This window comes from Vibrio sp. TRT 21S02 (genome assembly GCF_050113675.1).
Taxonomy (GTDB): domain Bacteria; phylum Pseudomonadota; class Gammaproteobacteria; order Enterobacterales; family Vibrionaceae; genus Vibrio.
On sequence record NZ_JBNJOI010000005.1, the window covers coordinates 222864 to 236324 of the forward strand.

General features: G+C 46.7%; 8 protein-coding genes. 6 read left to right on the forward strand and 2 right to left on the reverse strand.

Annotated elements, in window-relative coordinates:
• Window positions 1-12: 12 nt before the first annotated feature.
• The 3 genes from ACQEXU_RS08765 to ACQEXU_RS08775 all read left to right on the forward strand — a co-directional run bounded on the left by ACQEXU_RS08765 (window position 13) and on the right by ACQEXU_RS08775 (window position 5568).
• Window positions 13-1722, forward strand: coding sequence for a methyl-accepting chemotaxis protein (locus ACQEXU_RS08765; protein ID WP_427010502.1), 1710 nt, complete (start codon window positions 13-15; stop codon window positions 1720-1722).
• Window positions 1723-2003: 281 nt separating this feature from the next.
• Window positions 2004-3098 carry a NapC/NirT family cytochrome c gene (locus ACQEXU_RS08770; protein WP_427010503.1) on the forward strand — a complete coding sequence of 365 codons (1095 nt, stop codon included), beginning with the start codon at window positions 2004-2006 and terminating at the stop codon, window positions 3096-3098.
• A gap of 16 nt (window positions 3099-3114) precedes the next feature.
• On the forward strand, window positions 3115-5568 hold the full coding sequence (locus tag ACQEXU_RS08775; RefSeq protein ID WP_427010504.1) for a trimethylamine-N-oxide reductase 2: 2454 nt from the start codon (window positions 3115-3117) through the stop codon (window positions 5566-5568).
• An 88-nt stretch (window positions 5569-5656) separates the two neighbouring features.
• On the opposite strand, the gene ACQEXU_RS08780 is transcribed toward ACQEXU_RS08775, so the two are convergent.
• Complete coding sequence (locus ACQEXU_RS08780) at window positions 5657-6586, reverse strand: Gfo/Idh/MocA family protein (protein ID WP_427010505.1); 930 nt, start codon at window positions 6584-6586, stop codon at window positions 5657-5659.
• A 281-nt stretch (window positions 6587-6867) separates the two neighbouring features.
• Between ACQEXU_RS08780 and ACQEXU_RS08785 the strand changes: the two genes are divergently transcribed.
• Together ACQEXU_RS08785 and ACQEXU_RS08790 are read left to right on the forward strand one after the other, a co-directional pair.
• Window positions 6868-7962, forward strand: coding sequence for a NapC/NirT family cytochrome c (locus ACQEXU_RS08785; protein WP_367989250.1), 1095 nt, complete (start codon window positions 6868-6870; stop codon window positions 7960-7962).
• A gap of 15 nt (window positions 7963-7977) precedes the next feature.
• Entirely contained in the window at window positions 7978-10413 is a 2436-nt protein-coding gene (locus tag ACQEXU_RS08790; RefSeq protein ID WP_427010506.1) for a molybdopterin guanine dinucleotide-containing S/N-oxide reductase, read from the forward strand.
• 376 nt (window positions 10414-10789) lie between these two features.
• Here ACQEXU_RS08790 and ACQEXU_RS08795 read toward each other — a convergent pair whose 3' ends face one another.
• Window positions 10790-11509: an SDR family oxidoreductase gene (locus tag ACQEXU_RS08795; RefSeq protein WP_427010507.1), complete on the reverse strand. Its 720-nt coding sequence runs from the start codon at window positions 11507-11509 to the stop codon at window positions 10790-10792.
• 148 nt (window positions 11510-11657) lie between these two features.
• Between ACQEXU_RS08795 and ACQEXU_RS08800 the strand changes: the two genes are divergently transcribed.
• A complete protein-coding gene (locus ACQEXU_RS08800; RefSeq protein WP_427010508.1) occupies window positions 11658-12560 on the forward strand; it encodes a LysR family transcriptional regulator in 903 nt (300 codons plus the stop codon).
• The last annotated feature ends 901 nt before the right edge of the window (window positions 12561-13461 follow it).

Genomic DNA, 13461 nt, shown 5'->3' on the forward strand with positions numbered 1-13461 from the left:
ATGAGGCTAGTTATGGCGACATCAATCACCCAAGAACAACAATTTCATGAGTTACCCTCCACCCGCTTTACCGACAAACTACAAAATGTCAGTTTCAGGCTAAAGCTGATCATCGGACTGACCCTTCTTTCCTTTTTACTATTGGGTTACAAAGGTATTTCCGGAATGCAGACAACCGCAGCTTTTATTGAAGATCTGTACACCCAAGGCATGCAGCACACCATTCGTTCAGGCCGAGTACTTGATGAACTCGGCAATGCCCGAAGCTCCTTATTACTCGCATTTCAACATGATCCATCTTCTGAATTTGCCAACATGCATGACCATCCGATAAGCAAACACATTCAAGATATCCAAACGTCACTCACAACACTGCACGACATTATCGACAATCAAATTCTGACCTCAGAATTAACAGGCACAGAAATCAGCACCATTAATCCACTCGCTGTCACCCTAGATAAAATCACTCAAGACGGTTTTAATCCAGCGATTCAACAACTGGAAGCAGGTAATTACCGCGCCGCCAACTTAGTATTGCTGACAAAAATTAATCCACTTTTTCAAGAAGCGTATCAGTACACCGAGCAGTTCCTTGACTTGCAAGTCGCAGAAGGTAAACAGAATTTTCAGCAGGCCAACCAGAACATCGACCACTTTATTCTCGTGGTCGCAAGTGTTGTCGGGGTTGCGCTTATTGTGATCACGTCGCTTTCTATGATGATCGTCCGCCGTGTAAACAACGCTGTGAGTCAGCTCGAACTGTCCGCCAATTTTATTGCCGAGGGCGACTTAACCCAACGAATTACGATTCAGGGAGAAGATGAGTTTGCGCGTATCGGCCAGTCGGTTAACCGCATTGTTATGGGCTTCCAACATGTAGTGCAAACCAACCGTGATTCTGTCGCACAACTCGCACGTTCTGCTGAAGAAAGTTCAGCGGTAGCCGATCAAACAAAGCAAAATGTCGAAGATCAGCAAAATCAAACCCAACAAATTGCCACTGCAATTAACGAGTTTACCGCCACCGTTCATGAAGTTGCACAAAGTGCCAGCTCTGCAGCCGAAGCTTCAGAGCAAGCAGATTTAGCCGCGGCTCAAGGTCAGAAAATTGTGGAACAGAGCGCCACAATGATTGAACAATTGTCTGCAGAAATGCATGAATCCGTACAGGCCATGCAAACCCTTGCCCGGCATTCAGAAGAAATTGGCAGTGTGGTTGATGTAATTCAAGAGATATCAGAACAAACCAACTTGCTTGCCCTTAACGCAGCGATTGAAGCAGCACGAGCAGGTGAGCAAGGACGCGGATTTGCCGTGGTCGCCGATGAAGTCCGTACATTAGCCAGTCGAACCCAGCAATCAACAGAAGAAATTTTAAATACCATTCAAAGGCTGCAACAAGGCAGTCGAGATTCCACCGCTCGCTTGGAACACGGGGCAGAAAACGCAAATCAGACGGTAGAAAAGGCTCGAGAGGCAGGGCAAGCACTGCAACAAATCACGACTAGCGTTGATCAGATCACCGCGATGAACGCTCAAATTGCCACCGCAGCCGAACAACAAACCCTAGTGACTGAAGAAATTAATCAAAACATCATTGCCATCAGTGATATCTCTAATCAGACGGCAACAGGTGCAGAGCAAAGCAGTTACTCCACTCAAGAACTGGCTAAGCTTGCAGAAACATTAAGGATGGAAATTGATAAGTACAAAGTATAATTTTGTCACTGACGCCTAGACATTACTGGCCAAAAAGCAGTGCAGCTTTTTGGCCATTTTTGTATCAATAACGACGCCACCACCTAACAACCACAAGCAAAATTCCTCACCTTTAGATATATGAAATTTATATCAATCAATCGATTTTATATAAATGAGATCTAGAATAAAAACTCGCCACAAAAAACCTTAAAAAAATAATGGTTATGATCTAAGTCAAAAATACCTACCACTAAAGGAGTAGCTTTGCGAGAGAATGCATAAATATATGGTTGCAATTTATGACAATAAAAAAAGGAAATCTCGTATTACTGGTGCTAGCTGGTGTTGCTATTGGCTGGTTTACACTTGGGGGCAGTGCCGCGGTCATGAACTACACTTCCAAAACCGAATTTTGCCTGTCGTGCCACTCTATGAGCATTCCTTACGAGGAATATCAGGGCTCTATTCACTTTAGCAATGCGAAAGGCATCCGGGCCGAATGCGCCGACTGCCATATTCCCTCCCAACCCATCGATTATCTCGTCACTAAGATCCGTGCTTCAAAAGACATATTCCACGAATACGTTACGGGAAAAATCGACACGGAAGAAAAATATGAACAACACCGCATCGCAATGGCGGAAACCGTATGGGAACAATTGCGCGCCAATGACTCAGCAACATGCCGTTCTTGCCACACCTTTGATGCAATGGATAACTACGAGCAATCAGAAGATGCTGCAAAAATGCATGAATACGCACAGAAAAATCAGCAAACCTGTATCGATTGCCACAAAGGGGTGGCACATTTCGCTCCAGAACCAGAGATGGACAGCGAAGCGTACGATAACTTAATTGCTTTCACCCAAAATACATCCCCTGACGCGACATTCGTGTATCCAATCGAGCCCGTAACCATTGATGACATCGGAACCATCAATCCAACCACTCAGCTCAAAGTACTCGCCAATGAGCAAGGCAAACGAAAAATAGAACTTAGCGCCTATCAAATGAAAGGGGCCGAACAAGTTCTTTATTTAGACAAAGGAAAGCGTGCCATTGTGGCAATGCTCAGTGAACAAGGGCAAGCCGGGTTGGAGGTCGGACAGTTTGAGACTGATGAATACGACAACCAATGGCGCACAGCCAAACTTACCACTGAAATTGATGCTCCAGTACTGGACTCTCAACAACCGATTTGGGATTACGCTGAACAGTTAGACACCGTGTACTGCTCAACCTGTCACGCGAAAATTCCTGCCAATCACTACACCGTCAATGCTTGGGGTCCTGTTGCAAAAGGAATGGGTGAACGAACGGATATTTCTGCTGCCGATCTTGAACTATTGACCAAGTTTTTCCAGAACCACGCGAAAGACGTGGCTGGCCACTAAGAGTAAGGACAATAACATGAAAGATATTACGACCACGAGACGAGGTTTCCTCAAAGGAACGGGGATGACTGCTGGGGCATTAGCCTTTACCTCCCTCACGCCGCTAACTGTCAACGCGTCTAACAAACGGGGATCAGGTGTACTGACTGCTGGCCGAATGGGGCCACTGTTATGTGAAGTAAAAGAAGGCACGCTCGTTTCAACCACCAATGCGCTGGCTCAAACTGTCCCTAATAGCTTGCAAAGCACTGGGCCAGATCAAGTGTACACAAAAGCACGGGTCAAATATCCCATGGCGCGCAAAGGCTTCCTCGCCAATCCTAGCAAACCGCAAGGTACCCGTGGAGACGATGAATTTGTGCGTATCTCTTGGGATGAAGCATACAAACTCATCCATGAGCAGCACATGCGAATCCGTAAAGAAAACAGTGCCGAGGCCATTTTTGCAGGCTCTTACGGCTGGCGTTCCAGTGGTGTGCTTCACAAAGCACAAACCCTTTTACAGCGTTACATGAGTATGGCTGGCGGTTATTCTGGTCACTTAGGCGATTACTCTACGGGGGCTGCGCAAGTGATCATGCCTCATGTTATGGGTTCCATCGAGGTATATGAGCAACAAACCACCCATCCTATGGTGCTGGAAAACAGCGATGTCGTTGTTTTTTGGGGCATTAACCCTCTCAATACACTCAAAATTGCTTGGACATCAACCGACTGCACTGGCCTAGAGTTTTTCCATCAGCTGAAAAAATCAGGCAAAACCATTATCGCCATTGACCCAATGCGCTCTGAAACCATTGATTTCTTTGGAGATAAAGTGGAATGGATCGCACCAAACCCAATGACAGACGTCGCGCTTATGCTGGGTATTGCCCATTCACTGGTGAAAAAAGGTAAGCACGACCAAGCCTTCCTCACTAAGTACACCACCGGCTACGACAAGTTTGAAGCTTACTTACTTGGTCAGTCTGATGGCGTTGAGAAAACACCACAGTGGGCAGAAAAAATCACTGGCGTACCTGCTAAACAGATGGAAATGTTGGCAGAGATCTTCAGCAGTAATCGCACCATGTTGATGGCTGGCTGGGGTATTCAACGTCAACAGTTTGGTGAGCAGCGCCACTGGATGTTGGTAACACTAGCGGCCATGCTTGGACAAATCGGTTTACCGGGGGGCGGCTTTGGTCTGTCGTATCACTACTCTAACGGCGGTAACCCAACTCGAGATGCAGGTGTGTTACCTGCGATATCCGCCTCTATCGGTGGCGGCTCATCGGCTGGGAATGACTGGGCGGTTTCAGGAGCGGTTAACAGTTTCCCTGTCGCGCGTATTGTTGAAGCGCTGGAGAACCCAGGTAAAGCCTACAAACACAATGGCCATGATCTTACCTTCCCTGATATTAAGATGATCTGGTGGGCTGGCGGTGGCAACTTTACCCATCACCAAGACACCAACCGCTTGATCAAAGCATGGCAAAAACCTGAACTGGTCGTGATTTCTGAGATCTACTGGACGGCAGCAGCCAAACACGCCGATGTGGTTTTACCAATCACGACATCCTTTGAACGTAACGACCTCACCATGACCGGTGACTACAGTAACCAACACTTAGTACCGATGAAACAAGTGGTGGAACCACAAGGCGAAGCGCGTAACGACTTTGATGTCTTTGCTGATATGGCAGAAATGCTAAAAGCTGGCGGCCGTGATGTGTTTACTGAAAGCAAAACAGAGATGGACTGGCTTAAAGAATTTTACTCAGCGGCACAAAAAGGCGGTCGAGCAGCACGAGTCCGTATGCCGAAATTTGGTAAGTTCTGGGATGACAACCAACTGATCGAGATGAAGTTCAATAAGAAAGCCGCTCAGTTTGTTCGCCATGCCGATTTCAGAAAAGATCCGGTTTTAAACCCACTCGGAACCCCAAGTGGCAAAATCGAGATCTACTCGAAAACCATCGAAGGTTATCAACTTGACGACTGTCCTCCACACCCAACTTGGTTAGAGCCAACTGAATACACTGGCAATGCCAAACAAGGCGAATTACAACTGATGACGGCGCACGCAGCGCACCGTTTACACAGCCAGTTCAACTACGCCAAGTTGCGTGAGCAATATGCGATTGCTGGTCGCGAACCTGTCACCATTCACACTGAAGATGCGAAGTCCCGAGGCATTAAGCAAGGTGATTTAGTGCGTGTCTTTAATGGTCGCGGACAAGTTTTGGCAGGGGCATTGGTCACAGACGGAATCAAACAAGGCTCAGTCTGTATCCATGAAGGTGGCTGGCCAGATTTAGATAAGAAAACCGGTTTGTGTAAAAACGGCGGGGCAAATGTGCTGACATTGGACATTCCAACTTCACGCCTAGCAAACGGCTGTGCAGCCAATTCATCACTTGTCAAAGTCGAGAAATATGAAGGGGCACCTCTTGAGTTAACCGCATTTGTTCCACCGAAAAACGGCTAACACTCACCCATACTAAAAACTCATCGATACTAAAAAAGGCAACGCCAATACGGCGTTGCCTTTTTATTTATATCTGAGCAGCCACTTATTAGTTGAACTGCTTTACCACACGTTCAAAAACAGATTCAGCAAGGCGATGGGAAGCAATATTCCGCTCTATTACCGACTGGGCAAGTTTCCCTTGCTCGACCACTCGAATCCAGTCATGGATCATGGTGTCAAAGCCTTTACTGGTCAGCATAGGAGTCCAGTCTTTCAGCGCTAGCTGACGTTTGGTATTTTGCTGCCATTCACAACCCGCAACAAACGAATCAAACTCCAACGCCCGATTTTCATAGCTGGCAGACACACGCTCTGTCGTTATACCAAATTGGCGATTCATTGACGCATGTAACAAGGTCTCACCGACCTGCCACTGCACATCCAACCGAGCGAGTTGTTCTCCGCATTTTTGATGTGTGATGTACACATCTTGAAGATCGGCTTTTGCACCGAGGTTAATGCTGTCCAACGGATGGATGAAGTCATCAAAAATAAACGTACGTAAATCACCCGGCAAGTCAAAACGATGTTTTTCCCAGCGTAATGCACGTAGCGCTCCCACCTGCCCTCGCGCCAATTCAGGAATGTATTGATTGTACAGAGGAATATGGCGTCGATTGAACCCAACATACAGTGGCTGATGATGTTGCTGTGCCAGTTGATACAGCGTTTCTACTTGTTCTGCGCTATCAGCCAGCGGCTTATCAACAAAAGTAGGGATGCCATTTCTAAGGAAAAAAGAAGCCAGCTCAAAATGGATGCTGGTTGCCGCGTGGATCATCACCGCATCAACATTCATCGTCAGCAATTGTTTATAGTCCTGACAAATCTGTTCACAGCGATACTGGCGACTCAACGCGGCTAAGGTGTTGGGATCGCGAGTACAAAATACTGGCTGCACCTGACCCAGTTGCGTCATAACAGGTAGATAAGCCTTCTGTGCAATATCGCCTAAGCCAATAATTCCAATTTTCATGGTGAATTCCTTTTTATTTCTTGCGGATAGTCTATTGCACATAGCACCACACACCAAACATTGACCCCGCCAATCCATTGGTATGCCATATTATATGTTTCACATATGAACCTAACCATTTGTAGATAAAAGACTTTTGTCTAACTTATAAGATCAAGTCTAATAATTCTGACAAATATTATTAGTCGACATGAAGTGTCTGATCTGAGTCAAGACAAGCTACCTCTAAAGGAGTAAATTTGCGGCGCAATGTAAACATTCTTAAAAAGATATTACTAATTATGTCAATAAAAAAACGCTATATCGCACTGGTAGCGGCCGCTGGTATGGGTATCGGCTGGCTGACCCTAGGCGGCACCGCCGCTGTAATGCACTACACATCAGATACCGAGTTCTGTGTATCTTGTCACTCAATGGACATCCCGTATAAGGAATATCAGGGCTCTGTTCACTTTAGTAATGCGAAGGGTATCCGTGCAGAATGTTCAGACTGCCACATCCCATCGGATCCGATGGATTACCTCATTACAAAAGTAAGAGCATCAAAAGACATCTACCACGAGTTCGTTACTGGCAAGATCGATACACCAGAAAAATACGAAGCTCATCGTAAAGAGCTTGCTGAAACCGTTTGGCAACAGTTCCGCGAAAACGACTCTGCAACGTGTCGTTCATGCCACGACTTTGGCGCCATGGAACAGTTTGAACAATCAGCAGATGCTGCGAAGATGCACCAATACGCAAAAGACAACGATCAAACCTGTATCGATTGTCACAAAGGTGTGGCTCACTTCGCTCCAGAAGCCGAGCTAGACAGCAAAGCATTCGACACCTTAATGGCGTTCACTAAACAAACCGCAGCTGACGCTAAAGTTGTTTATCCAGCGACGGCCATCGATATGGGTGAACTGGGCACCATCAATCCAACAACGGAACTGAAAGTGGTAAGCGCAAATGGTGATGAGCGCACTGTCGAACTAGACGCGTACCAAATGAAAGGTGCAGAACAAGTGCTGTACATGGATCTGGGTAAACGCTCAATCGTTGCAACTCTGACCGAGCAAGGTCAAAAAGCGCTGAATGCTGGCGAATTCGAAGCTGATGCTTATGGCAATGAATGGCGTCCAGTAACACTGACTGCGCAAATTAATCAGCCTGTACTGGATGATCTAGAGCCAGTTTGGACTTACGCACAAGAGCTGGACAACGTTTACTGTTCAACCTGTCACGCTAAGATCCCAGCCAATCACTTCACAGTGAATGCATGGGGCCCGGTTGCGAAAGCTATGGGTGAACGCACCGATATTGCCGATGAGAACCTAGAGATTCTTACCAAGTTCTTCCAGCACCACGCAAAAGATGTGGTTGGTCACTAAGAGAGAGAAATAATTATGACTCAATTAACACGTCGTGGATTCCTGAAAGGCTCAGGCATGGCTGCTGGCGCAATGGCATTTACCTCTTTCTCACCGATGTCTGTCGCAAGTTCAGACAAACGTGGCAAAGGCATTCTTACCGCTGGTCGTATGGGCCCGCTATTGTGTGAAGTGCAAGATGGAAAACTGGTTTCGACCACCAATGCATTGGCACAAACGGTTCCAAACAGCCTGCAAAGTACCGGCCCTGATCAGGTTCATACTCAAGCTCGCGTAAAATACCCAATGGTGCGTAAAGGCTTTTTGAACAATCCTACCGCGCCTGAAGGCGTGCGTGGCAGTGACGAGTTTGTTCGCGTAAGTTGGGATCAAGCGTATCAACTGATCCACGAGCAGCATATGCGCATCCGTAAAGAAAACGGCCCAGCGTCTGTATTTGCTGGCTCTTACGGTTGGCGCTCTAGTGGTGTGCTTCACAAAGCACAAACGCTATTGCAACGCTATATGGGTATGGCGGGCGGCTATTCTGGTCACCTTGGGGATTACTCGACTGGTGCGGCGCAGATCATCATGCCGCACGTGGTTGGCTCTATCGAAGTGTATGAGCAACAAACCACCTACCCTATGGTGCTAGAGCACAGTGATGTCGTTGTTCTTTGGGGTCTAAACCCAATTAACACGCTAAAAATTGCGTGGAGTTCGAGCGATACTAAGGGCTTAGAGTTCTTCCATGAATTGAAGAAATCTGGCAAGACGGTTATTGCTATCGACCCGATTCGCTCAGAAACCATCGAGTTCTTTGGTGACAATGCCCAGTGGATTGCACCACACCCAATGACTGACGTTGCTATGATGATGGGTATTGCGCATACCTTAATCAAGCAAGGCAAACACGATGTTGAGTTCATCAACAAGTACACCATTGGCTACGAAAAGTTTGAAGCTTACCTACTGGGTAAAGAAGATGGCGTAGAAAAAACAGCACAATGGGCCTCTGACATTTGTGGCGTTCCAACAAAACAAATTGAGCTGCTGGCTGACATCTTCAGTAAAAACCGCACCATGCTGATGGCGGGCTGGGGTATGCAGCGCCAGCAATATGGTGAGCAACGTCACTGGATGCTAGTGGTGCTCGCTGCCATGCTGGGTCAAATTGGCCTACCGGGCGGTGGTTTTGGTTTCTCATACCATTACTCTAACGGCGGTAACCCTGCACGTGATGCGGGCGTACTTCCTGCTATGTCTGCCTCTATCGCCGCAGACAGTAACTGGTCGGTTTCCGGGGCGACGCAAAACTTCCCGGTTGCACGTATCGTTGAAGCACTGGAAAACCCAGGTCAGTCATACCACCACAACGGCCATGACCTGACCTTCCCAGACATTAAAATGATCTGGTGGGCTGGTGGCGGTAACTTTACCCACCACCAAGACACTAACCGCTTGATCAAAGCATGGCAAAAACCAGAGTTGGTTGTCATTTCAGAACCGTACTGGACAGCCGCTGCAAAACACGCGGATATCGTGTTGCCAATCACCACCTCGTTTGAGCGTAACGATTTGACCATGACTGGCGACTACAGTAATCAGCACTTAGTGCCAATGAAACAAGTGGTCGAGCCGCAAGGTGAAGCACGCAGCGACTTTGATGTTTTCGCTGATATGGCGGGCTTACTTGGCGAAGGTGGCCGTGAGGTGTACACCGAAAGCAAAACAGAGATGGAGTGGCTTTACAGCTTCTACAAAGCAGCACAAAAGAGTGGCCGTGCTGCCCGCGTTGCAATGCCAAACTTCAGCAAGTTCTGGGAAGACAATCAGCTTATCGAAATGAAGTGGAACGAGAAAAACGCCCAGTTTGTTCGTTACGCAGACTTCCGTGAAAATCCAGTGATGAACCCACTAGGCACACCAAGTGGCAAAATTGAAATCTTCTCGAAAACCATCGAAGGCTACGCACTGGAAGATTGCCCTGCGCACCCAACGTGGATGACACCAACGGAATACACCGGAAGTGCAAAAGAAGGCGAATTGCAATTGATGACGGCTCACGCGGCTCATCGCCTGCATAGCCAGTTCAACTACGCGAAATTGCGTGAGCAATATGCTGTGGCCAATCGTGAACCTATTTGGATCCACCCAGAAGACGCTAAAGCACGTGGCATTAAGAGTGGTGATTTGGTTCGTGCATTCAACCAACGTGGTCAAGTACTGGTTGGCGCTGAAGTCACAGACCGTATCAAACAGGGTTCTGTTTGTATCCACGAAGGTGGCTGGCCAGATCTAGATAAAGCGACTGGCTTGTGTAAAAACGGCGGTGCTAACGTCTTAACGCTGGACATTCCAACCTCACGCCTTGCCAATGGCTGTGCCGCTAACTCAGCGCTAGTACGCATTGAAAAGTACCAAGGCCCTGAGCTAGAGCTAACGGCATTTGTTCCACCTAAAAACGGTTAACCCCGTTTAATATCACGATACAAAGCGGTGCTAAGGCACCGCTTTTTTGTTTTTAAGCCCACAATAAAAAGCCAACCAGCGCAAACTGATTGGCAAACGACCTAAGGAGACGTAGGGTCAAATACAGTATAGATTAAAGGGGAAGCACCAAACTTCAGGTCTGAAATCAAGACGCCTTCCACTACCCCGCATTCTTGCCGATAACGGATACGGTGAGTACCGCAAAAGTCGAATACTTAGATTTGTAGTCCATATAATACTGAGCCAATTTAGACGGTTACATGTTAATGCCACTGCCGTTCAATAATCTCTTACCATTAAAGAGTAAAACCAGCCACAAGTGACTGGTTTTATTACGCGGAACGTAATTTGGAGCTTATGGTTGTTGCTTCGTCGGTGCGAGGGCAATTTCACGAATGCAGACGTTTTGTGGCTGTTGGTAAGCAAACACAACCGCACGTGCAACATCATCCGCAGCTAAAACGCCACCCATGTCTGTTTTCCACGAATCGTAACCATCTTTGATCGCTTGTGATGTGGTGTGAGACAGCAATTCAGTTTCAACGGCACCCGGCGCAATCGTGGTGACGCGTACATTGGATGCCGCCACTTCTTCACGAACATTCTCTGAAATCGCATGAACAGCGAACTTAGTGCCACAGTAAGCCGCATGGTCAGGGAAGGTTTTCTTACCTGCAATCGAGCTGATATTGATGATGGTGCCGGAATTACGAGTTTTCATTGGTGCCAGTACCGACTGCATGCCATTTAGCAGGCCAAGTACGTTAACATCAAACATCGACTTCCACTCTGCCGCATCTTGAGTATCAATTTGACCCAGTAACATTACACCCGCATTGTTTACTAGCGCATCAGCTGGACCAAATTTTTCTTCTGCTTTGGCAATGGCGGCTTCAAAAGTCGCTTTGTCTGTCACATCAACTTTTTCGCACATTGTGTTTGGCAGGTTCAATGCTTCCAAACGTTCAACACGGCGCGCTAAAAGAAGTAGAGGGTGCCCTTCATCGCTCAGACGACGAGCAATCGCTTCACCAATACCCGAACTTGCACCAGTAATCACAATCAGTTTTTTCATCTTTTCATTCCTCAATATTCAGTTAGAGCAGCCATTGCTGCGATGGAGAAGATATTACTCCCATCCATTTTGTTGATATATATCACTTGAGTTGAAACACTGTTGTCATGGTGCAACAATAAAGAAAGTTATCCTCGGGGCCATCGCTATGCTTAATCAAGTCAATTTGTCTGACATCCGCTCATTTGTTTTTATTGCACAACTGGGCAACTTCACTAAGGCTGCAGAAGCACTCAGTGTTTCTCGATCACACGTTTCACGCCAGATAAGCAGTTTAGAAGCACAAATGGGGGTCACATTACTTATCCGGACCACAAGGACATTGAAGCTTACAGAAGCTGGCAAAGCATTTTACCAGCAGTGCGAGCAAGCGCTTCATAGTATTGATCAAGCATTGTTGGCAGCGGTTGATGATATCGAAGCGATCCGCGGAGAAATTCGCATTAACTGCGTCGGTGGGTATTTGGGTGAAGAGCTCATCGCGCAAATTGCAACAGACTTTATGGAGCTGCATCCTGATGTCTCGATTTTCCTCGACTTTAGCAGCCACCGCATCGATCTGATCGAAGACGATTTCGATATCGCCTTTCGCATGGGCAAGTTAGAGGACGCAGGGTTTGTTGCTCGTAAGATCATGGATGTCCAAATCAGTACACTGGCCAGCCCAACCTACCTTAAACAACAAGGTCGCCCCACCCATCCTAGAGATTTAACTCAGCACCACTGTCTTACTGGCTCTGTCACCCGATGGAGTTTTGTCAGCAATGACAATGGAGAGAAAGTCGATGTGCCTATCAAAGGTCGCTTACAGTGTAAAAATGGGCGTGTTCTGGTCAAAGGAGCGTTAACCAATAACGGTATCATCCGTGTTCCTACCATTTATTGCACCGAAGAAATGGCTCAAGGACAACTTGAAGAAGTCTTTACGCAGTGGCATATCCCTCACGTCGAGTTTTCTGCCATTTACCATAAAGACCGCTACCAACCAAAACGACTCAGAGCATTTATTGATTTTGCCAAAGCTCAGTTCGATAAACTGAAATCACATTGATTGAAACACTGCTCTCAATAGAACAACCCAGATAACTAACGCTTCTGCCTTTGGAAGCGTTAGTTGTCATCCAAACTATAGAATCATCAATGCTGAACACAGTCTCTGACCAAAGTTTAACAACAGAATTGAATATACCCTTAGATTTGCCGACAAGAGTGATGCTGGTTACTTTTTCAACACAAAACACCATCAAAATTGCGTGATATTCATTCAGCAAAAACTGGTTTGTTTGAGCTACCATCGAGGCTTGGAATAAAAGACGTGCAACAGTACTCAACCTTTACAACACCAAACCGCCTCAAGCGACCATGCGAGCCACCTAAAACAAGCACTATTAATACGTTGATGATACGACGATGTCAGCCATCACGTTCGAGCACGTATCGTCACTTCAATCTTGGCTCCATGTTAAGTTCGGACAAATCTAGACAAGCGATCATATTTGCTAAGCGCCAATTGCGGAAATCGATACTGGCAAAGCTCTAACCGCAAAGATAGAGCCAAGCGCACTTATCCAAACGCCGTCCACAGTGAGATAACCCTCCGCAACAAAAGAAAAATACCCACTATTTACAACAAGTTAAAGCAGTTCCCTTAACTCGTCAGTTAAATCAAGAACGGTAATAACACCTCTACTCTCAACTGGCTGACACATCACAAAGCAGCTCTGGTTCAAAGACCTAACCAGCCACTACCTGCCAAGCGAACTGCATTCATTAATGCAGTCACTTTCCCCATTCAAACTTGTATTCCTTTTCCAATAATCTTGGAAAATAGCCCAATGACGACTTAAAAAGTCATCAACATTGACGCTCTCTCTTGCTGACAAGAGGCAAGATCTATTGAATTGGGATTAAGCTAACTTAAAAAGGTTTATCGCAGAAAAATGCCACAAATC